Genomic DNA, 20,270 nt, shown 5'->3' with positions numbered 1-20,270 from the left:
TAAATATACCAATTTATTATTTCGCTAACCTATTTTAGCATATTTTACCTTCCTTTACTTTCTTCAATCAAATTCCTCATTCTTGATAGGCTGAATTCTAATCATTAAAAATAAAAAATCTTCCCCCGGAAATCCGGCTGGAAGACTTTACTCAAGACTTATTTTATTGAATCCGTTCACTACTCTTAGTTAATATATCCCGCTTTTTTCAGCACATATTCCGTGAACGGATTAATCTCTGGGATTGGCATACTCAGATCAAAATAACGCAGTTCCAGTCCTTCATCATCCATGACGGTTGGTTCGCCCTGAATTTCAGTAGCTTCATAGACAGCCATGACATTATACACTTCATCTCCATGCGGATACTTGTAATACATATCCTGACCTGAGAAAACGGTAATGAGTTTATACGCACCCGCCCTCAGTCCAGCTTCCTCATATAATTCACGGGCTGCTGCTTCCTCCAGAGATTCTCCCGGTTCCAACGATCCGCCAAGGGTTCCCCAATCCAGACTATCTGTACGTCTTTGCAATAGCAGATGGCCCTGCTCATTGAAGACCAACACACATGAACCAGCCATGATTAGAGGGCGCGAACCCACCAGCTTTCTCAACTCCATGATATACCCCATAAAGATTCTCCCCCGTTTTGAATCAGATAAGTTCCACGTGTCTCTAAGACTTGGATTGAATCAAAATTCCCTTGTCCACAGAATTTTGAATAATCTGCTGTGCGTATGTCCACAATGTTTCGGAGCCGTTCGCAATCTCACGGTTTCTGTTTAACACCTGTTCACTTGTAATATTGTATTTCTGCCACGTATCTCCCTCATTCTGATGATTGTGGATCAACGGTTGCAACCGATCCAGCGACGAGGCAAACTGTGCTTCATTGGTCTCCTTTGCCTCGAACTCCAGCCACAAGTTCAACAATTCCTCAGCCTGTTCCTCAGACAATATCCCAAATAGTCGATGCGCTGCCTTGATCTCGCGGTCATATTTATCCGTATGCCCTACCGTATCGTAGGCAAATGTATCTCCGGCATCAATCTCAACGAGGTCATGAACGAGAAGCATCTTAATGACTTTGAGAATATCCACCTCCTTGTTGGAATGGCTCTGCAAAATCAAGGCCATCATCGCCAGATGCCAGGAATGCTCCGCATCATTTTCGAGTCTGTCGCCATGGATGATTCTCGTTTTTCGTTCAATCGTTTTCAGTTTATCAATCTCAATCAAAAACTGAATCTGCTCCTGCAATGATTCGTTCATTTAATTCTCCCTCCGATACTTTTCCGAATCTATCAAACGAGATTGTACCAGTAAACTCTGTAATTAAAGTTCAGCGTCATACCCGCACCCTCTGCCAAACGAATTGAACCTGCATTATCTGGGGAACAGTCCCAATATGGATGGATGCCTTTGTTCTTGCATTCTTCTACAAACGACCGCGATACCAACGCAGCGTAATTCCTTCTCTTGTATGCTTCGATCGTTTCAATATCAATTGCATGCCACTGATCTGATATAAACGCCGAAAAGCAAACACTCGCAATATCCTCGTTGTGTACTGCAGTGTATCCAAAGCCATGTTCCAAGAAATCATCCATGTTATCCCAAAATCGCGAGACTTTATCCTTCAGAAAAGATAGATTATTGAATTTTCCAACTTTCATTAATGTCTCGTCTAATCTGAGAAGCCTGACGACCTCATTCTGAGAAGGATAACCTTCATGAATTGCTTGATGACTTCGATACTCAGTCATTCCTTGGGTTGAATCCAATGTGAATACATGCTGAATATCGCTATGGACCTCTTTATTCGCGGCCATATGATGTAGCACATCTTCCCATCTTTTATCCACCACACCTACTTCGACTGTATGGATATTTAATCTTAATAATTCAGGTTCTATATGTTCTTTCATGAACTCTTCCAAATCGTTCAGAAAGGGTTTACTTTGGGGGTTTCCGATCAACTGAAAACCGTTTTGTCCCTTCACCCAAATTAAAGCTGCTGTGATATTCGCTGCATCATCAACGTAGATCCGGCCAGGATTCAACCCAGATGCCACAGCCTTCACCTCAATATTGCTGTTAAAGTCCGCGAATTGCATCACCTTATAGAATTCATGCTTATTAAGCTCGCTAATCATCAGTTCATACCCTCCCGAACGACACTCAGGAAATATTCACGATGATCCGGATGACAGGCAATCAGGTATGGCTCTGAATTCACCCCTTCAAAGGGAATACCTTCAAAATCCATAACAATGGCACCTGCCTCCTTCACCATTAATATGCCTGAATACAGATCGTCTCCTTCCGAATTGTAGAGCACAATGCAGTCAATATCTCCCTTAGCTAACATGCACCACTGTATGGTTGGAGCCCATAATCGCATCATTCGTTTGAAGCGAACATCCAGATGTTGACGCAGCCGTACAGCCTTCTCCTCATTTTGCACCTGATGCCCTTGAATCCAGCCAATGGTCCCTTTATGAATATACTCTTTCTTTTGGACTTTCATGGGGTTCAGATTACAACTTGCTCCATTCCCACGTGATGCCACAAACAAACGATCCACCAGAGGTTCGTAAATAACTCCGAGAACAGGTTCTGAACGATACATTAATGTAATGGAAACGGAAAATATCGGTAGACCAATGGCAAAGTTGTTTGTTCCGTCTAGCGGATCAATCATCCACAGCCAGTCACTCTTCTGTCCGTTATGCCCCCGCTCTTCACTATGGATCTCATGATCGGGAAAATGAATGCTAATTTCATCACATATCATCCGCTCTGCTTCATGATCAACTTCCGTAACTACATCACCAAAGATGCCCTTATCCACTGCACAGGTGATCTGATCAAAATGCTCTTTGGCAACCTCTCCTGCTTTTCGAATGACTCTCTCCGCAAGCTCTTGGGCTAAACGAATGGTTTGTTCGATGACCATCACTCCGTTCGGTTACTTTTTCATGGGATCAACCAGATTCCGCCAAACCTTTTATTTCGTTCAACATGTACTTCGCATAATCCAGAAGCAAATCATCACTTAGATTCACGCTCTCCAGCTCTCCGTTATACTTTGCAAGACATTGTGAGATGACTTCCTTATATTTCGGCAAAATATGAATGAGTGCCCACTCGCCTGCTTCTCGCTTGGAGTATATTACCGAATCTTTCACGTATAATAGAACCCGCGATAGGTTCAAAACATAGTAGACTGGGTTCTCCGTTATTTCTTCCAGAGCTGAACCAACATCAGATGTAATAGAGGCCAGCATATATTCACGTTTTACTGGATGGAATAACTCCTTAATAGGTTTGCCAACAAGCACTATTCCACGGTCAACAATAACAGCCAAATGTGCTACCAGATCCGGATCTTCGTATCCACCGCAAAGATATTGATCATCATTTCTATACTTTTCCCGGTGATACGCAGAGTAATGAAATTCGAATGGTGTCGGAAACGTCAGATTAGCAATCGTAGACTCCAAAACAATACTAAGTTCAAACCCTGTGACCATGTGCATTTCATCTTCGATGTGCATTAATCTCTTCGCAATACTTCGATAGGTACCAGCAGACAGCTGCTCCCGGCATATCACCAGAATATCGATATCGCTTTGATTAGGAAGGAAGCACCCCATAGCCATGGACCCGTGCAAATAAATTCCCACTAGGGAATCCGCACATTCTTCTTTTAACAAATGAGTAGCTGTATGTAGTACCGCCTGTTCATCCACTTAAACCCACTCCTTTATTTACGTTGTTACGTATCCAATTCCACTTTCATTTCCTCCACAAAAACAGCCGTCCCTCGTATTCTGACATCCATTTCCTGTCCATTTCTGACCACGCTAACATGAACTTTCCCATCTCTGTCAATCTCATGACCTTGCTCCACAACAAACTGTGCCAGATCCATCTCTGGATTCAGATACGCCAGATAATAGGCACCCATCACACCGGATGCTGTTCCCGTAACCGGATCTTCCGTAGTACCGGAAAAGGGGGAGGAAAAATGTCTGGCATGCATTAAGGCATCTGAATCACGGGTTTCCAGAGTAAATGGATGCAAAGATGATTTTGGATTTTCAACTAATATCTCAGGAAATAGGGAAGACTCCGGTTTCATGTGTTGGAATGAGGTTAGTTTGCGGATCGGTATTAACAACGTCCAGGTGCCCGTACTTCCATAGACGATAGGTGTGGTTAAATCAATATCATCGATGGTCAGATTTATGGAATTTGCCAGCTTCTCTATGTCACCTTGGAATGGCAGGAAACGGGGTTGATCCTGCTTCATCTCGATGTTGATCGTATCGCCATCCTGCTTGAACTGAATCGGCAAGATGCCTACATTAGTCTCAATGGTGATCGACTGCTTGTCCTTTAGAAGCCCTCTAGTCTTTAACCCATACATGGATGCCATCGTGGCATGCCCACACAGATTAATCTCATGACCCGGCGTAAAATATCGTAATCTAACGTCTGCAATCTCGGAACTCATGACAAAGACCGTTTCATTAAAGCCGACTTTATGCGCAATCTGTTGCATGACTTCTTCACTGAGCGAATCGGCATGAAAGACGACTCCAGCGGGATTTCCTTTACCGGGAACCGTCGAAAAAGCATCATAATGATATACAGTGATTTCACTCATTGTAGACCCACCTTTTTTCAATTTATTAGACGTACATCGCCATATAACTCTGTTACTTCACCATCGATAACGACCCCGCCACCATCTTTGCAGGCATAGACTGTTGTAGCGTTGGCAAGAGCGTAATCTCTTAAGGAATCCAAAGCTTCGTCCGATTCATCCCAGTGTGGTGCAAATTCAAAATCAACGAGCGCCAGCGCCTGCTTGTCCATCAATCCAACTTGGTTCTCGTCTGCATCTTTGCCGTATCCAGCAATTTCAATCGTTGGTGTAGTTAGAATACTACCTGCGCTAACCCCAATCAGAATACCGCCTTTATGCACATAGGAACGCAGCAACCCCATTGCATTTCTCTTCTGTAATAAACTTAGAAAATAAAATGTATTTCCCCCAGATAAATGAATTGCATCGGTTTCAAAAATGGTATTAAATCTGTTTTCCTCGTACTCTAAATCGAGATCATAATAATTAATCGTTTCGATTCCCAGTTGATTATAGTAACGTCTCGTATGCTCGAAATATCTTCTATCCGGGTCAGAACATGAAGGTACATAACCGATGGAAGGCTGATCCGAGTTGAACAAGCTCAATATTCTCTGATTTAGTTCATGGTTAGATTCGAAATATAAATCACTTAACAAGACCAATTTGCTCAATCTGAATTCCTCCCTTTCTTAAATTCCAAAGTCCTTAATACAACTGTCCATTAATATATCTTCTATGACTTGAAGATGCATCTTTAGCCCACAATTCCAACTCGACCCTGCAAACCAAAAATTGATCCTGAACCTTAATAAAAGGAAACATTTTCCCCTCAAAGAAACCCGATGCCGAGAAACTCCCTTGTTCGGCCTTAATAATGCCCATCACCTGATCTTCAGTCATACTCAGATACTCCGCCGTTTCTTGGATCGTCATTAATGTTTTATTGTTGTTCGGCAAATCCTGCTCCACTGCCTGAGTTGATTCATTAACTCTTCCCTGATTTGATAGCAACAGGCAACCAACGATAAACGATATTCCCAGAATGGCACTGGCTAGTAAAATTGAGATCGGAATGGATTTCATTGTTTGGCAGTCTCCCACTCCGTATTAAGTAAACCTCTACCAATATTCCATTTGGCAAGCATTGCCCGCTGTCTATTTTCCAAATCAAGATATGGCGCTGCAATACAGGACAATGTGTCGAACATATGGATAAAATGAGGACCCTCCTTGAAACGTCGAAGCCCGCCGTACTCTTCATCATCTGCTGCCCATACAATCTTTTTGATCCCCGACATTAATATGGTACAAGAACACATGGGACAAGGTTCGCAGGTCGTATAGAGAGTGAGGTCTTTCTTCGTAAATCTCTTCTTACTTATATCCAGCAAATGCCTCCCTGCCTGACGAATTGCATCGACTTCAGCATGTGCGGTGGGATCACATTCGGAGAAGACTCGGTTTCTGCCCCTACTTACGACATTCCCATCCACATCCACAATTATCGCTCCAATCGGATAGGTTCCTTCTATTAGAGCCTGATCTGCCTCTTCCAGAGCCAAAGTTAAATATTCATAATCCGATAATCTCACTGAAATCCCCCTTAGTGTAGATATTGACCGCTTACAAAATAAAGTCTTCCTTCTTCAACGTATAGTAGAACAGGTCGTCTTTCAATTCATCAGCTTTTGAAAAATGCATCTTGACTAATAGGTTCTGTGAGCGAATGTTGGCCTGCTCCACTGTGGCTTCAATGAAATCAAGATTCATTACATCCCATCCCATTTTTATGATTTCGATTATAGCTTCTTGCATTAAACCTCGTCCCCAATAGGAACGGGATAAATCAAATCCAAGCTCTGCGCTTGACGGTTCGCTTTTGGCCCAGCAGTGAAATCCGACTGTACCAAGGAAATGATTATTTACTTTGTTGAACAGACCATACCTGCAACCTGAATCATCCATATGAAATTGTATGATTTCTTCTGCTTCTTTTATGTGACGGCAAGGCTCAATATCCATAAATCGAGTTACTTCCGGATCAGCAAAATGCTTGAACACAGATTCCCGATCCGCCAAAGTTAACTCTCTAATATACAATCGGTCAGTCTTTATTTCGGGAAAAGTTTTCATGTCCATATGTCCCTTCTTCTCTAAAGGTTTTTGATCCTGTAATGACCCGCCTCACCGAGAAAATCGCTTCGGGTTAACCCCTGCTCTCCAAGGAAAACTCTGTAACTCGTTATCGTACCATCATGTGAAATGATAAAAATTCTCTCACCGTGCTCTCTGCACCATTGAATTAGCTGCCCAGCATAAACCTTGAATTGATGTTCCTCCATCCGATTAATCCCATCCACCCAGCAATCAAGTTCAAAATCAAGAATTCGTAAACCCGTATACTGAGCATTTAATTCGTCTTTCGAATAGATCTGATCACAGCGTAGAACCGAAAACTCCGGGTTTTGAGGGAACATTCTCGGGCCAACGAGTGGACAGATGATCAGCTTATCGCTTGATGTTAAGAGGAGTGCCGTTTCTATCGTTCGTTTCGTAGGACTCACCAAAACTACGTCTTCGGGCAAGAGTTCGATCAGCTTCCGCATTTCAGTCGCCTGCCTCTTTCCCTGTTCAGTAAGTCCCGGATGCAACTGGTTTAGCTGATGAGGATAATGAAGCAAATGTTCAGCGTGACCATGACGAATAAATGTGAGATCCATAAGCTCCTCCTATTTCTGAACGTAATGCTTAATGCGCTCTGTATCTTGCAGATTGCATAGATCCTTTTTCAGAAATACCGGATAAACCTCCATACTTTGCAACTCTTCAAAAGAAAACCAGCGGAATGTCAATTTTCCGTTATCCTCAAGTCCCTTGAATTCCAATTCATCATAGAGCCTATGTTCTTCGGGTAATGTGATGACATAATAAAATCCAATCTCATGGTACTTCAGGCCATCATAATCAAAGAAATCTTCGCTTACAAAGGCAAGTTTCTGCGGTCGTACCTGAACCCCCAACTCCTCCAACATCTCTCGCACAATGGCTGCTTCTGTCGTTTCGTTGAATTCCACCCGCCCTCCAGGCAGATTCCAGAAATCATCCTGTTCTGTTGTGTGCAGGAGCACTTTCTCCTGATGTATAACAATTCCAGCCACACGGAAATTGAATTTATTGTTATCTTTTTCATACGTTATGTTATTGTTATCTGAATTCATCAAATGAGTCCCTCCTCACCATTTCCTCTTTCAGGATTTTCTCCAGATCCTCCTGGCAAGCAGCACGATTATAACTCGAATTGTCCAGCCAGTTTTTGTCCATCTTCAGCAAATGATAAATCTCGGTTTCTAACTCTTTCCTTGCCTGAAGAACCTTCACCGTGCCATCAACAATTGTCTTGTCATTATTTCATCACCCTTAATTTCATCTAAGTCCATTAATGTTAATCAATGTCTGCAAAAATCCACTTCGCAGCATCGCCATCCGCTTTCTTTTTCCAAAACACCATGCTAGGGCTGACCTCTTCATCGTTCTCTCTTAATTCAGTAACTATCAAAGCTGCCTCATAGAGCTTCTTTTGCTCTCGAATCCTGATCTCACTCATAGAGATGACTTTGCGAACTTTAGAAGTTGACATGCCTGAGACAGGCGATTGCGGATCAAAAAGGCTCATATAGCCCGTCTCATCCTCTTCCCATATATAACGCATGCGAGCATTCATCAGTTTGACGATTTCCAGTTCATCACCTGTATAGTTCGTTTCATCAAGGTAAACAGGAGGAGTTCCTTTGTCTTCTTTGGGTGCTGCTTCATCGTCCTTCTGCTTGATTGTTTCTTCAGTGACACTTTCCGTCACCGGAATCGTTGATTCGTGCACACTTTCATTCGTTGTTTTATCCTGACAAGCCATGAGAAAAAGAAATAATAATGACAGCGCATTTAACTTTTTCATAACCAACCCTCCAATATATGCAAAACGTCGGCAAGATCTTTGCACTCATAATCCGGTGTAATCTGTTTCGGTTTGGATTTACCTTTCCGATTCAACCAAACAGCCTTAATTCCCGCATTTTGCGCTCCTTGTACATCACTGACCAGAGAATCCCCTATATGGATCACCTCATCTCGCTGCAAACCATACCTATTGATCGCTTCATCAAACATCTCTGACCTTGGCTTATAAGATCGAACATCTTCGCTGGTAATCACTCCCGCCACTTCAATGTTATGTGCCTTCATTGCAGCTTTCACGTCATCGGTATCGATATTAGACAGAATATATACTGGGATTTTAAGCGATTGCAGAAAGGGAATTGAATCAGCAAATATGCTCGGGTTACGCCAATGAGCCAACTGTTCCTGATTAAGTGACTCCGCCTGTAGATCCGATTTGAAATGGTTGAGAGTGTCTGCCAAGGACTGCACATTCAGCATTCTTTGCGTGGCAAACCGGCTGCCGTGGCTTGCATAAAATAACGCTGAGAATGCCTTCCACCAATAAGCTCCGATCTCATCCATTGTACATTCAACCTTCGCTGTCGCTTGAACTTGTTTATAAATCACCGGAAGAATATCATCATCTTCATGAACAACTGTCCCATAGAAATCAAGGAAAATGGCTTTCATTCTATTCCTCCTACTGGAATACTCTCATTCGAAAAAACTTCCTATGTATGTTAAATTTTCTCTACAGGTACATCATAACCCATAATGTGGAATTTGCGAATGAACCAAATAACGTAATCCTCCCCCTCCTTACGGATTCTGCCCAACACAAAAACCACGCAGCTCTGCATATTTGCATCATACAAAGGGCGTGGCATGTTGGAACCCCGTACCGACTCTATAATCGGAACGGAAACCTATTATCTTTTAAAGAACATGTTCATTACACCAAAGGCTTTAATCTTGATTTCAGTACCTTCGTCATCCGTAAAAAGCTCATCATACGTAGTATAGATACCCACATGCTGTATATGTCCGCTACTTAAAATAAGACTCTTTTCCTCGCCGTTTGTAATCTGTGTAAACGTTGTTTCTGCATTGACATCGTAGGAGACATATATACCATGCTCGCTTTCCAGCCATGTATAAAAATCGGTTTTGGTTGGATTGGTAATAATCATAATGACAACTAAAGTGACGAGACCCATAACTACTGGTAATTTACGGATCATGTTCGGTTCATAACTGAAACTACTCTTCATCTTTTTCATTCCGCTGCTTTGTTATCATTTCTACCTTTTTAGCCAATACCCAACCACTTAATCCATATGATGATGTAATGACAAAGTACTGATATTCCCCTTCAATCAACTTGCTTTCCAGCTCTTCATCCGTTTTATACGTAATAGGCCAGCCCTGACCTTTCCCCTTTTCCAACAACTCGCGATTGTAGTTGATAAAATGGTCTAAACCAACGTCGTCAATATCGAAGATAATGCTGCCTTGCATCGGTGTATCAAATGAATGTGCCAATACATCCGAAAAAAAGATATCCGTATCTTCAGACAAATCAGAGTGATACGAACGGGTACGCATCCTGATGAATTCATTCTCCAAATCGACTTCGTAACTTAATATGATGTTATCATGCACACTCGGCATTGTATGACTCCTTTCAATGTTTGATTTAGCTCATTTAGTGCTCTGCCTATGATCGGTTGCAACTGTTCGTCAAACCATACATCCTCATAATCTTCTGCAATCACAAACCGCCATCCCGGCGCAAGTCCGAGGTACTTCTTAATTTTCGGGTCCCAGTCATCGATGTGTGTTACATGTAAAGGTACAAAAAATCATCTGCATCCGAGTATTTTTCTGCCCAAATATACCATCCGGTTGTATCTCCCTCGGGCTGAATACGCATTCCGTGGATCGGTTCCAACTTCTCTTTGACGTTCCAGGCGATTCCGATCTTACGGTGCAATTCAAGGTACATAGTCGGCGCTATATTTCTGGCACATCTGAATCTGTTCCTAGATAGAAGCCTCATTTGTCATCATTGATCATCTCATTTCTCACATGTTGGATATGACTAAGGTTGTTCATAATATTTTTTATAGTTAGAGACCCATTCCTCTTTGGAAAAATCAACAAAATCATATAACTCACACTGTTTAAGATAGTTCAACTGTTCTCCTGCTTGGTCGTCGGGATTCTGCTCCAGATAAGTCACTGTCTTCTCATAACCGGCACCACACAGAAGCTGCACATCAATATAACTGCCTGTATCCTGATTCTTGCGTTTTGCCTGCCAGATCAGCCAAGTGTCCATTTCCGATGCAGAATAGCATAATACATAAGGTTTTGAGATACTCATGATCCACTGCTTCTTGATTCTCGATTTCCTGCTGCAATAACTCCCTGATTTGCTGCCTGTGTCTGGTATCTGGATCTAAACCGTACAACTCTAGAATCTCTTCTTCGTTCATTTTCGTCCCCTTGCCTACTTCAGAATGTTGTTTCATTCTTCCGCTTTTTTCCTGCTATCCATTCTAGCATAGAAATAGAATTGAATTGTGTGTAGTACTTGTTAATTTAGAAGTATTTCGAATTACAGCAGCATAGGTTCGCCTTCAAAATCATGAAAAAAAGAACTACTCCATGAAGAGTAGTTCTTCTATTGACCTTTACCCACACCTGCTACTAAAGATCAAATCATCGATCCGAGATCAGCCCTGTCTTTGCCTCTTCAGGATCAGCATAAAATGATACAGATTGCCCCATCCCCAGTCTATTCAATCTTCTTTTCAATTTCCAACGATCCATCTCTGATAATCCTACAAATGAGAGCTTATCCACATGATCTTTGAGATTATTCATATTGGAAATTAACTGATCCAAGACTTCTTTGGTAATCTTCGTTTCATACATGTCCACCCAAACCTTGAGCTTTTTATTGATCCCTAAGATGAAAGCTTCTTCTTGTCTCATCACCTCGAAAAGCTTGTCTTGGTCCTTATGCTTGCTACCATATTTCAGACAATGAATTTCTCCACCTTTATAATAATAAGGAAAAATGGATCCACCCGGAGATCTCATGAAATGATCACCCCTTATATTTTCAGATCACATTAGGCGTTAATCTCCGTAATCTCCAGATACATCTCCTGATTTCGCCGAATTATATCATTCATGTGTAAAATAGCTTCCTGAGCCGCGGCTCGATATTTAACGTATAGTTCTTCCGTTCTTTCCAGCAGGATCGGGTCTTTCTCCAAGTCCGTGGGGAGGACCTCACGCCATGTGTCTCCAACTTTATTTGTATCTGTAATCAAACGCTCGATGTCATCCAACAGAGTCACCATTTCATTTTGGTTAAAATAGCGCATCCCGGTCCTTATTCCATTCCAGCTCTTCATGTCGATAATGTTGTACGCCGAAAACCAATAAAACTCCGCCAAGCTTTTGGTGTGGTTATGATAGGAATAGAATAAAAATATCGCTTGTTGTCCTTCATGTAATTGCCGATATACCTCTACTTTTGCTGCAACATCTTTACCCCGAACGGAGATCAACATCGGTTGAACGCACAGCCAACTAAGCTGCTCAGAACCCAAATCTTCTGGTTTGATTTTAACTTTCAATAACATGCTCCTCTCTACTTGCAATGATTATAAATACAAAATTTAGCGTCATATGCTAAGGATTCTCAGGTGACTGTACTGCGGGATCATTCTCTCCACCCATTCTACGTCTGGACGTTTCCTTCCTGCCTGTTGCTGAAATATGATTAGATACTTTAGCCAATCCGAATTTGGGCATATTCGCATATATGGTCTCATGTGAACCGGGTTGAGCTTTGTAGGTTTCATGATAAATCCCCACGCTTCCATCCGATCCAACAGATTGGTTAAATCGTTTCCAAGCCTCCAGATGTAAGCCACCGCGTGCGTATTTCTCCAACTCATCATAAGATCTCCAATATTGCAGAAGAGTCACTCCACGCCAGCTCATAAAATATTCCGTCCCCAGATACCCTGTTTCCGGGTTCATGTACAGTTCTTTGATCATCGGGCCCATGGATTTAAAAACAGGTAACCACTTATGTATGGCCCACAGACGATTAACTCTCATTCCAATAATAAAAACAACAAACTCTCCATCGATCTCTGCTGAATATCTTCCCTTGTGTACATTCGCCACATTACGCCTCCTTTTTATCAAATATATACTTGGCGCCCGTTCGGAGTGTATTGTCCTTGACGACATTGGCAATTACCGTATTCATTGATTTCGCCCTACTCCATCCTATAATGCAAAATCAGTTGAAGACCATGAATGCCCATCTTCCGTTCTCCTCTATCCAGAAAACCTGCTTTCAGATACAGCTTTTGTGCCGCAATATTCCCCTCATTCACAGCTAAAATAATTTCATTGACCTTCGGATCAAGCTGCTTAACCAATTCAGGCAGAGCCCTCATCGCAGCCAATGCATACCCGTTCCCCCTGATGTTCTATCGTGATGGATAACGCACGTACCAGTATCTTTCGGGAAGAATCCCTTTCCTCTACGTATTCAGAATGCTTATGTAATATGAAGAAACCAACTAGTGTCTCATCATTCAAAATCACTACCGGATATTTGTTCAGATTTTGGAGTGCCTCCTCAATCACTTGCGCAGGCATTGCAGTAAATTGAACCTGTTCAATACTTAATAAAAAATTAGCCAGATCCTGATTGTACTTCTCATTATATGGGGCGAGGCTAATCAGTTTTTTCATTTAGAACACCTCCCACTTTGTAAACAATTGTCTAAGTTTCCGGGCGGTTGTGTGAATAAACTCTTCTATAGCTTCCATAGATAAAATGCTCAAATCTCCTAAGGGCTCATTTTCAAGGTTATTCAAAAAGTCTACTTTTTCTTTTCTATACTGATACACCCTTGCTCCAGCAATCCACCTAAGTCAAAAGCTTTACCTGCTTCCAGCTTATTCAATAAATCATGGCACTCAGACCCTTTTCTCTGAATCATAAATTCTAGCTTCGTAACATCCTCCGTATAAATACTTCGTCCATTCGGATGAACTTCATATGCAGGATAAATCTCGAAAGTCCATACCCGATCCGTATATACATGAGCGATGTACCCGCACAAATATTGCATGAACTTAGGATCACTATGCGCGCGATCTTTGTTGGAATTAAAAAATGCCCTGAGCTCTTCGTCTGTTGCAAATCGTCCTGTCTCTGGCATGAGATGCGTTTTTGCCTTTTCGGCTCTTTCATTCGTTCTCACATGAATGGAGTCAGGTGCAAGACTTCCCACTATAAATTCAGGGGTTGGATTAGATAATAATTCAGATGCAATTGAAAAATGAACCATGGGCCAAGGCATAGTAATACTCCTATCTCTATTAAAATGGGGGGTCCTTACTCATGAACTATATTTCCCTATTCCCTCACAAGATCTTCCTTCTGTTAAACCCTCGAAAACTTAACGCAGAATTGTGAGTTTCCCTTGCATCAAATCTACCAATACAGGCTTCTGTACCTTGTTGATTGTGGAAATATCAATTTCATCCAGACTTTTAAAAACAAGCTCTAGCGATTCATTCTGTTCATCTTCAAATAAAAGAGTTGTTTGATCATGATCAAGTTTCCCACCCAACTCCGCGGTGACGTTAAACAGGAACATTACAAATACAACCTCGTTGCCATCCGGATATGTATATTTCATTTTCTCACCTGTGTAGATGGATGTGAGTTCATATGAACTCACATCAAGCCCAGTTTCCTCTTTTACTTCTCTAATCATAGTTTCTTCAATACTCTCACCGGGCTCCATACCACCACCAGGTAATCCCCAATCGCCATAATCTGATCTTTTTTGCAGCAGAATTCTTCCCATATGATCACGGATAATAGCTCCGCCCGTAACGACAATACGACTTGTCATTAATCATGCTCCTCTCAATGCTCGCTTCCCCTCTAGTAAACCTTTTCATTCATCATAACCCATGTATTGGTAAGTGCGAATATCTAGTCCCTTCTTGCACGTAAAAAGGTTTGAGACAGAATCCGATGGCTTCCAGTGATGTTTTCAATTTCAATGCTATACTCAGATTCTACATATTCAATGTGATGTTGTGCATAATATTTCTTCCAGAATGAAACGGCGGATTGGTTATTAGCCAGTTGCTCCACTTTGAATCTACCGTGAAATTGTTCAAATACCAGATCAACCGCTTGAGCCGCCAATCCTTGCCCACGATACTTTTTGACCAGAAACAGCTCTTGTACCGTATAATCTTCATCATCATCTACATATGGAGGAGAGCAAACCAGAACAAATCCGACTATCTTTCCTTCATACTGAATAAAAAACGGATGTAATTCCGCTCGTTCCAGATAGAGATAGGTATTCGTCGGATCGTACTTCCCCTCTTCTAGTAAATCCTCACCCGAGAATTCGGAAAGATCATATAAATACAAGTTGTACAGGTTAAGAAATAATTCTTTCTGTCTTTTATCGATTCTGGTGATCTGTACATTCATGTCATTACACCTCACTTTATTAATGAACCACACTTCCCCATCTTTAGTTGCATATCACGCCCCTGCTTACCACTTAAATGTATCGTTTCAACTCCAGTAATTATAGGTAAAGTTTAATTTAAACGATGAAGAATCCTTTCCATCATAAAAGGTTATGTGTAACCAAAAACGGACACGACATCGTCGCGTCCATGGCACTCTCAATTATTTGATTAAATAATTAACTACAGGATAAGAAATCACGTTCCGGTCCCTATAGGTTGAAATCACCGCTTCGGGATGCGTGCTGAGAATCCCATTCTGCAACATGACAGGTCTAAATCCTCGCTCCATCGCGCCATTATAGGTAAATAAAACACATTCCTCGGCGGCAAATCCCGATATGATTAACAGCTCAACACCGTTACTCTTCAGAATCTGCTCCAAGTCTGTCTGCCAGAATGCATTGGAGCTTTCCTTCGTAACCTTCAGATCCTTCTCATTCACATCAACCTCAGAAATAATACGATACGCCTCAGAATTTGAATCCTCCATCCCTTCCACGTCTTGTACATGAACCACCACATGGTCACTCGAACGAAGCACATCTGCGACATGATTGATATATTCACAAGCGTGGTCTATTGCTTTTTGTTCTAACTTATCCCGTACAATACTCTCTTGCATATCCACGATCAGAAAACCTATTTTCATATCATCTCTCCTCTTACTTTTTTTCTCAAGATCATGATCTGTCCAATATGATATGCATTATGAATACACACATTGGATATCACATTCCACCATGGGGCATTGAAGTACGATGGGATGGTCATCCCTAATTTTGCATCATCACTATCCTCTACAGCCTGTATCCAGCGACTAAATGTTGCTCCAAGGTGTTCAATACTTTTCTGCCAATCTTCTTCACTTACCTGGGATGGGTTTACAATAAACGTCTCATCATTATTTATTTTATTATCCAAACCCACTTCACTCTCGATAAAACGCTCCAACCAGATTTCATTCCAGAAAGTCAGATGATTCACCAACCCCCAGATTGATTGCCTCTCATCATTTACCCATAAGGCCTGCGCTGCGGTTATATCACATAACATTTCTTCCAGCGGCATAAACCAACTCTTGTCATAATGGCATGCAGCCAGTTGGTCCAACAACACCAATTTGGTACTCATGTTCGGCCTCCTTACTCCTTTCAAAGTGAAAAAATCAGTCCTTAAACAACTCGTTCAGCATCCGGTCGCGGTTTTCCAGGAAACTGCGGGTGATCTGATAATGTTCCGTATCTTCATAGTCCACTTCCTGAATACCACCATCGTCAAAACTCAAAATACGTGCACCCGGATAACCCAATAGAATCGGCGAATGCGTCGCGATAATGAATTGGGAAGTATCTGACAGATCGTGAAGAATACGCAACAAGGAGAGTTGACGGGCTGGAGATAAAGCGGCTTCGGGCTCATCGAGCAGATAGATACCTTTGGAATTGAATCGGTTCACGAACAGATTGAGAAAGGACTCCCCGTGGGATTGTTCATGCAACGAACGCCCACCATAATACTTGAGCGACTGCGGCCCCATCTCATCGACATGCGATGCAAATTGATAGAAGGACTCCGAGCGCATGAAGAAACCATTCGTAATTTTGGGCAACCAGGCCAGTCTTAGATAATTCCCGAGTGACGATTCAGAAGCATGAATCTCAAATGCATTATTTCTTCCGCCCCCGGCTGTATTGAAGCCACATTGGTGAGCGATACCTTCGAGTAGTGTGGACTTGCCCGATCCATTTTCACCAACAAAAAAAGTAATGTTATTGTTGAATTCCAATCGCTCCAATGACTGTATGGCCGGTATGTGAAACGGATATTGATCCGGATTTTCGACTTTAGCAGACAATAACTCTACACTTCGAAGATACATAGACACACTCCTATTTTTATAGCGTTGGACTCCTGTTGATTTCAGTCCTGTTTATTGATCCACGGGTGGATGATTTCCTTGCGGGTGATGATCTCAATGGTCTTGATAAAAAACCAGGTGAACCCGGCATAAAAACCGATATGCGGATATCGGAATGCCGCTGGTTTGTTGCCTTCGAAATAAAAGTGTCCCAGCCAGGACAAGGCATAATGGATAAGTGCCAGAACCAGCATGACTTTGATATTAATGAACAAGAAAATCCAGGCCACAAACGCCGATAAAAATGCGAAATAATGCAAGATGAGGTTGCTCCGATCCTGATGTTCCTGAAGATAATAACGCAAATCTTTGCGAACACGATTCAACATGCGGTCACACTCATTTCACCTTAAAATGTGATCAAGGCTCCTTTTTCATCAAATACGGCGGTTGGATTCCAAGTGACTTCCCAGCAGTTATTCTCCGGGTCCAGAAAATAGGCGATTCTTCCACTCCAGGCAGCGTCATATGGCTCTTTGATTACATTACCTCCGGCTTCACGGATTTTCCCAATGGTATCATCCACGTCTTCCGCTTTATCCACATTGATTGCCAGCAACGTTCCCTTTAATCCACCAGATGCACTGAATGTCATACCCGTATCTTTCTCAAGCTCCTGAATGGGATATAACGATAACAATACACCTGTCGTTTCAAAGACACTGTACTGATCTGTACTGATTGCTGTCTCACTCCAGCCAAGCTTCTGATAGAACGAACGCAGTTCAGGCAAATGTATTGCACCAATAGTTACGAGACTAACTCGCTGTGGAACCATATTCTTCTCCTCCCATATCTTTTTAACATGAATCTGGAATAGGATAACTCCAACCTGTGGATAAGACACCCCCTCTTCAGGTTATTGTGGGTACTTTAACCATTAGACAAGAGGTGCATGGTGTCCTGTTTCTTTTGCAAAAAAATCACTGATTGCAATGAACGTGTCGCAGACCATCGGCGGCAATCCAACCGTTACCGCTGTCTTTGTCATTCTGACCTGACTGAGCGGGTTGATTATCGGGCCACTTACGATGCGCCTGTTCTGCTTTGACAACGAGGTCTCGCGCGGCGTTTCTGTTCAGTACGCTGCTCACGGCACCGGCACCTCGAAGACGTTCGAGCTGAGTCGGCTAACCGGAACGATCTCCAGCATCTCTATGGTGCTGGCCGCAGTGTTCACACTGGCAATCGCGTCGTTCCTCGTGGGACTGCTCCTCCTGCACTAACAGCGTAATGGACTATTCACGAACAAAAGGTCGAGAACAGAGGTAAGTTTGCTCCTGTTCTCGACCTTTTTTACGGAATCACAGAAGATCCTGTTAATTAGCAATTTCTTCTATTTTCTTCATTTATGAATATGCACGAAGTAATTCCGGAAAAGCGGAGCGTTCGCCTTTGGCCCGGAGGATCAATAGCAATTGGAGGAATGCTTCGTTCCCGGAGCGTTTCACCACATAAAAAAAGAGAAGCCCCAGTTCAATGGAGCTTCTGGGACTTCCTCCGCCCATCCAACCGACACAGTACTCTTCTCGTCTTCAGGCACCACGGCATAATGCAGTTCCGTCTCCAGCTCCTCCGTGTACCACTCCTGCTGCTCTGCACTCCAGCCTGCCCGTTCGGCCATGAGCCCAATCACCTGTGTTTTCCACTGCTTCACCCAGGCAATATTGAAGAAGAGAGCGCCGGTGCGGCGGATGAAGAAATCAGCCGGCGTGACCGCCATCTCCTCCTCCATGGCGTACAGCAGCGGTACTCGCACCTCATCCGGAAGCGCATCCTCGGCCTGGCCCTGCTTCGGCCGGGCGGCAATGGCGAACAGCCGCTCGGCGTTGGAGCCGTAGCGTTTGACCCAGGCTTCCGCCAGTTGGCGTGGCACTCCGTGAGAAGCGCCCTTATCGGCAGTTGAGCGCACGAAGCCCTCAAAACCCTTGGAACCGCCCACATCGCCGCCGGACATGGTCAAGTCTCTGGTAACTGCGCCGCCATAGGAGGCACCTGCCCGGTTCTTCAGCAACTCTGCTGCCCGATCCACGACCATCTCCGCCATTTTACGGTAGCCTGTCAGCTTGCCGCCCGCAATAGTGACCATCCCGGATGCCGACTCCCAAATTTCATCTCTGCGCGAAATTTCCGAGGGATCCTTGCCTTCCTCATAAATCAGTGGCCGTACCCCCGCCCAACTGGATTCCACATCCTCAGCGGTGATTTTCACGTCCGGGAACATATAGTTGATCGCATTGATAATATAGGTGCGGTCCGCCGTAGTCATTCGCGGATGGGCCGTATCCGCCTTATATACCGTATCCGTCGTTCCGACGTAGGTTTTGCGATCCCGCGGGATCGCAAACACCATCCGCCCATCCGGCGTATCGAAATAGATCGCCTGGTGCAGCGGGAAACGCTGCTGATCGAAGACCAGATGCACACCTTTGGTCAGCTGCAGCATCTTGCCTTTCTTGGACCCGTCCATTTCACGCATCGTATCGACCCACGGCCCCGCCGCATTAATAACAATCGTAGCCCGCACATCATAGCCCTCGCCCGATGCACGATCCTTCACATGGGCTCCGATCACACGACCATTTTCGTAGAGCAGCTTGGAGACCCTGGCATAGTTAGCTGCCAGAGCGCCGGAGGCGACCGCCTTTTTCATGACCTCGATCGTCATCCGGGCATCATCTGTTCGGTATTCCACGTAGGTGCCGCCGCCCTTCAAGCCTTCACGCTTCAGCAGCGGCTCTTTGGCGAGCGTCTCCTGTGCATCATGCATCCGCCGCCGCTTACTGTGCTTGACACCCGCCAGCCGGTCGTATACCTGCAGCCCGATGGAGGTCGTGAACTTGCCGAACGTTCCCCCTTTATGCATCGGCAGCAACATACGTTCCGGCGTCGTAACATGCGGCCCGTTCTCGTATACAATCGCCCGCTCCTTGCCAACCTCGGCCACCATCCCGACTTCAAACTGCTTCAGATAACGCAGACCACCGTGAACAAGCTTCGTGGAGCGGCTGGAGGTTCCTGCCGCAAAATCCTGCATTTCCGCCAGCGCCACCTTCATGCCGCGTGTAGCCGCGTCGAGCGCAATCCCTGCTCCTGTAATGCCGCCGCCGATCACCAGCACATCGAAATGCTCTCCAGCCATCC

The 20,270-nt window shown here is 43.6% G+C and carries 33 protein-coding genes and 2 pseudogenes; 1 reads left to right on the top strand and 34 read right to left on the bottom strand.

All coding sequences use genetic code 11. The features are described from left to right. Positions 1-185: 185 nt before the first annotated feature. From P5G61_RS22895 to P5G61_RS22735, 33 genes and pseudogenes are all read right to left on the bottom strand, one after another. Complete coding sequence (locus P5G61_RS22895) at positions 186-635, bottom strand: NUDIX hydrolase (protein WP_090894908.1); 450 nt, start codon at positions 633-635, stop codon at positions 186-188. A gap of 43 nt (positions 636-678) precedes the next feature. Continuing rightward, complete coding sequence (locus P5G61_RS22890) at positions 679-1,275, bottom strand: HD domain-containing protein (protein ID WP_301248530.1); 597 nt, start codon at positions 1,273-1,275, stop codon at positions 679-681. A gap of 32 nt (positions 1,276-1,307) precedes the next feature. Then, a complete protein-coding gene (locus P5G61_RS22885) occupies positions 1,308-2,159 on the bottom strand; it encodes a GNAT family N-acetyltransferase (RefSeq protein WP_301248529.1) in 852 nt (283 codons plus the stop codon). Then, positions 2,159-2,956: an inositol monophosphatase family protein gene (locus tag P5G61_RS22880; protein ID WP_435874281.1), complete on the bottom strand. Its 798-nt coding sequence runs from the start codon at positions 2,954-2,956 to the stop codon at positions 2,159-2,161. The genes P5G61_RS22885 and P5G61_RS22880 overlap by 1 nt, the downstream gene beginning before the upstream one ends. A 34-nt stretch (positions 2,957-2,990) precedes the next feature. Continuing rightward, positions 2,991-3,758 carry an aminoglycoside adenylyltransferase domain-containing protein gene (locus tag P5G61_RS22875; protein ID WP_301248526.1) on the bottom strand — a complete coding sequence of 256 codons (768 nt, stop codon included), beginning with the start codon at positions 3,756-3,758 and terminating at the stop codon, positions 2,991-2,993. Positions 3,759-3,784: 26 nt separating this feature from the next. Continuing rightward, on the bottom strand, positions 3,785-4,678 hold the full coding sequence (locus P5G61_RS22870) for a PhzF family phenazine biosynthesis protein (protein ID WP_301248525.1): 894 nt from the start codon (positions 4,676-4,678) through the stop codon (positions 3,785-3,787). Positions 4,679-4,695: 17 nt separating this feature from the next. Continuing rightward, positions 4,696-5,334, bottom strand: coding sequence for a Type 1 glutamine amidotransferase-like domain-containing protein (locus P5G61_RS22865; protein ID WP_301248524.1), 639 nt, complete (start codon positions 5,332-5,334; stop codon positions 4,696-4,698). Positions 5,335-5,368: 34 nt separating this feature from the next. Next, on the bottom strand, positions 5,369-5,746 hold the full coding sequence (locus P5G61_RS22860; protein ID WP_301248523.1) for a hypothetical protein: 378 nt from the start codon (positions 5,744-5,746) through the stop codon (positions 5,369-5,371). Beyond that, positions 5,743-6,255, bottom strand: a complete 513-nt coding sequence (locus P5G61_RS22855; protein ID WP_301248521.1) for a nucleoside deaminase — start codon at positions 6,253-6,255, stop codon at positions 5,743-5,745. The genes P5G61_RS22860 and P5G61_RS22855 overlap by 4 nt, the downstream gene beginning before the upstream one ends. Before the next feature lie 31 nt (positions 6,256-6,286). Continuing rightward, positions 6,287-6,802 carry a GNAT family N-acetyltransferase gene (locus tag P5G61_RS22850; RefSeq protein WP_363325760.1) on the bottom strand — a complete coding sequence of 172 codons (516 nt, stop codon included), beginning with the start codon at positions 6,800-6,802 and terminating at the stop codon, positions 6,287-6,289. A gap of 14 nt (positions 6,803-6,816) precedes the next feature. Continuing rightward, positions 6,817-7,383: a histidine phosphatase family protein gene (locus P5G61_RS22845; protein WP_301248520.1), complete on the bottom strand. Its 567-nt coding sequence runs from the start codon at positions 7,381-7,383 to the stop codon at positions 6,817-6,819. Positions 7,384-7,392: 9 nt separating this feature from the next. Then, positions 7,393-7,881 (bottom strand): NUDIX hydrolase, encoded by a 489-nt coding sequence (locus tag P5G61_RS22840; RefSeq protein WP_301248519.1) that lies wholly within the window; start codon positions 7,879-7,881, stop codon positions 7,393-7,395. Continuing rightward, on the bottom strand, positions 7,868-8,041 hold the full coding sequence (locus P5G61_RS22835) for a hypothetical protein (RefSeq protein WP_301248517.1): 174 nt from the start codon (positions 8,039-8,041) through the stop codon (positions 7,868-7,870). Before P5G61_RS22835 ends, P5G61_RS22840 begins: the two co-directional genes overlap by 14 nt. 64 nt (positions 8,042-8,105) lie before the next feature. Continuing rightward, a complete protein-coding gene (locus tag P5G61_RS22830; RefSeq protein WP_301248516.1) occupies positions 8,106-8,615 on the bottom strand; it encodes a hypothetical protein in 510 nt (169 codons plus the stop codon). Further along, positions 8,612-9,289 (bottom strand): HAD family hydrolase, encoded by a 678-nt coding sequence (locus tag P5G61_RS22825; protein WP_301248515.1) that lies wholly within the window; start codon positions 9,287-9,289, stop codon positions 8,612-8,614. The genes P5G61_RS22830 and P5G61_RS22825 overlap by 4 nt, the downstream gene beginning before the upstream one ends. Positions 9,290-9,339: 50 nt before the next feature. Further along, positions 9,340-9,486, bottom strand: a complete 147-nt coding sequence (locus tag P5G61_RS22820) for a hypothetical protein (RefSeq protein ID WP_301248513.1) — start codon at positions 9,484-9,486, stop codon at positions 9,340-9,342. A gap of 42 nt (positions 9,487-9,528) precedes the next feature. Beyond that, entirely contained in the window at positions 9,529-9,870 is a 342-nt protein-coding gene (locus tag P5G61_RS22815; protein ID WP_301248512.1) for a hypothetical protein, read from the bottom strand. After that, positions 9,860-10,270: a hypothetical protein gene (locus tag P5G61_RS22810; RefSeq protein WP_301248511.1), complete on the bottom strand. Its 411-nt coding sequence runs from the start codon at positions 10,268-10,270 to the stop codon at positions 9,860-9,862. Before P5G61_RS22810 ends, P5G61_RS22815 begins: the two co-directional genes overlap by 11 nt. Next, positions 10,240-10,604: pseudogene (locus P5G61_RS22805) on the bottom strand (immunity protein Imm33 domain-containing protein). Before P5G61_RS22805 ends, P5G61_RS22810 begins: the two are co-directional and overlap by 31 nt. A 96-nt stretch (positions 10,605-10,700) precedes the next feature. Beyond that, positions 10,701-10,985 carry a hypothetical protein gene (locus tag P5G61_RS22800; protein ID WP_301248510.1) on the bottom strand — a complete coding sequence of 95 codons (285 nt, stop codon included), beginning with the start codon at positions 10,983-10,985 and terminating at the stop codon, positions 10,701-10,703. 338 nt (positions 10,986-11,323) lie between these two features. Next, positions 11,324-11,707, bottom strand: coding sequence for a hypothetical protein (locus P5G61_RS22795; RefSeq protein WP_301248509.1), 384 nt, complete (start codon positions 11,705-11,707; stop codon positions 11,324-11,326). Between the two features lie 32 nt (positions 11,708-11,739). Beyond that, positions 11,740-12,252: a hypothetical protein gene (locus P5G61_RS22790; RefSeq protein WP_301248508.1), complete on the bottom strand. Its 513-nt coding sequence runs from the start codon at positions 12,250-12,252 to the stop codon at positions 11,740-11,742. Between the two features lie 55 nt (positions 12,253-12,307). Next, entirely contained in the window at positions 12,308-12,811 is a 504-nt protein-coding gene (locus P5G61_RS22785) for a DUF4188 domain-containing protein (protein WP_301248507.1), read from the bottom strand. A 95-nt stretch (positions 12,812-12,906) separates the two neighbouring features. Then, the gene (locus P5G61_RS22780) at positions 12,907-13,089 is read right to left on the bottom strand and encodes an N-acetyltransferase (protein WP_301248690.1); all 183 of its coding nucleotides are present in this window, start codon (positions 13,087-13,089) and stop codon (positions 12,907-12,909) included. Beyond that, positions 13,073-13,390 carry a hypothetical protein gene (locus P5G61_RS22775; RefSeq protein WP_301248506.1) on the bottom strand — a complete coding sequence of 106 codons (318 nt, stop codon included), beginning with the start codon at positions 13,388-13,390 and terminating at the stop codon, positions 13,073-13,075. Before P5G61_RS22775 ends, P5G61_RS22780 begins: the two co-directional genes overlap by 17 nt. Before the next feature lie 131 nt (positions 13,391-13,521). After that, positions 13,522-13,992 carry a hypothetical protein gene (locus tag P5G61_RS22770; protein ID WP_301248505.1) on the bottom strand — a complete coding sequence of 157 codons (471 nt, stop codon included), beginning with the start codon at positions 13,990-13,992 and terminating at the stop codon, positions 13,522-13,524. Positions 13,993-14,103: 111 nt separating this feature from the next. Further along, positions 14,104-14,565, bottom strand: a complete 462-nt coding sequence (locus P5G61_RS22765; protein WP_301248504.1) for an NUDIX domain-containing protein — start codon at positions 14,563-14,565, stop codon at positions 14,104-14,106. A gap of 83 nt (positions 14,566-14,648) precedes the next feature. Continuing rightward, on the bottom strand, positions 14,649-15,164 hold the full coding sequence (locus tag P5G61_RS22760; RefSeq protein WP_301248503.1) for a GNAT family N-acetyltransferase: 516 nt from the start codon (positions 15,162-15,164) through the stop codon (positions 14,649-14,651). Positions 15,165-15,368: 204 nt separating this feature from the next. Continuing rightward, positions 15,369-15,857 (bottom strand): cysteine hydrolase family protein, encoded by a 489-nt coding sequence (locus P5G61_RS22755; RefSeq protein ID WP_301248502.1) that lies wholly within the window; start codon positions 15,855-15,857, stop codon positions 15,369-15,371. Continuing rightward, positions 15,854-16,339 carry a DinB family protein gene (locus P5G61_RS22750; RefSeq protein ID WP_301248501.1) on the bottom strand — a complete coding sequence of 162 codons (486 nt, stop codon included), beginning with the start codon at positions 16,337-16,339 and terminating at the stop codon, positions 15,854-15,856. The genes P5G61_RS22755 and P5G61_RS22750 overlap by 4 nt, the downstream gene beginning before the upstream one ends. Before the next feature lie 34 nt (positions 16,340-16,373). Continuing rightward, positions 16,374-17,087, bottom strand: a complete 714-nt coding sequence (locus tag P5G61_RS22745) for an AAA family ATPase (protein WP_301248500.1) — start codon at positions 17,085-17,087, stop codon at positions 16,374-16,376. Positions 17,088-17,128: 41 nt separating this feature from the next. Further along, the gene (locus tag P5G61_RS22740) at positions 17,129-17,455 is read right to left on the bottom strand and encodes a DUF962 domain-containing protein (protein ID WP_301248499.1); all 327 of its coding nucleotides are present in this window, start codon (positions 17,453-17,455) and stop codon (positions 17,129-17,131) included. Positions 17,456-17,475: 20 nt separating this feature from the next. Continuing rightward, positions 17,476-17,904, bottom strand: a complete 429-nt coding sequence (locus P5G61_RS22735) for a VOC family protein (protein ID WP_301248498.1) — start codon at positions 17,902-17,904, stop codon at positions 17,476-17,478. A 151-nt stretch (positions 17,905-18,055) separates the two neighbouring features. On the opposite strand from P5G61_RS22735, the pseudogene P5G61_RS22730 reads away from it, so the two are divergent. Then, positions 18,056-18,352, top strand: a pseudogene (locus P5G61_RS22730) (LrgB family protein); the annotation flags it as partial. 221 nt (positions 18,353-18,573) lie between these two features. Here P5G61_RS22730 and P5G61_RS22725 read toward each other — a convergent pair. Next, positions 18,574-20,268, bottom strand: coding sequence for a glycerol-3-phosphate dehydrogenase/oxidase (locus tag P5G61_RS22725; protein ID WP_301248497.1), 1,695 nt, complete (start codon positions 20,266-20,268; stop codon positions 18,574-18,576). Positions 20,269-20,270: the final 2 nt, after the last annotated feature.

Source organism: Paenibacillus vandeheii (assembly GCF_030433635.1).
Taxonomy (GTDB): domain Bacteria; phylum Bacillota; class Bacilli; order Paenibacillales; family Paenibacillaceae; genus Paenibacillus; species Paenibacillus vandeheii.
The sequence above is the reverse complement of the archived record's forward strand: the minus strand, read 5'-3'. Positions and strand labels throughout refer to the sequence as shown.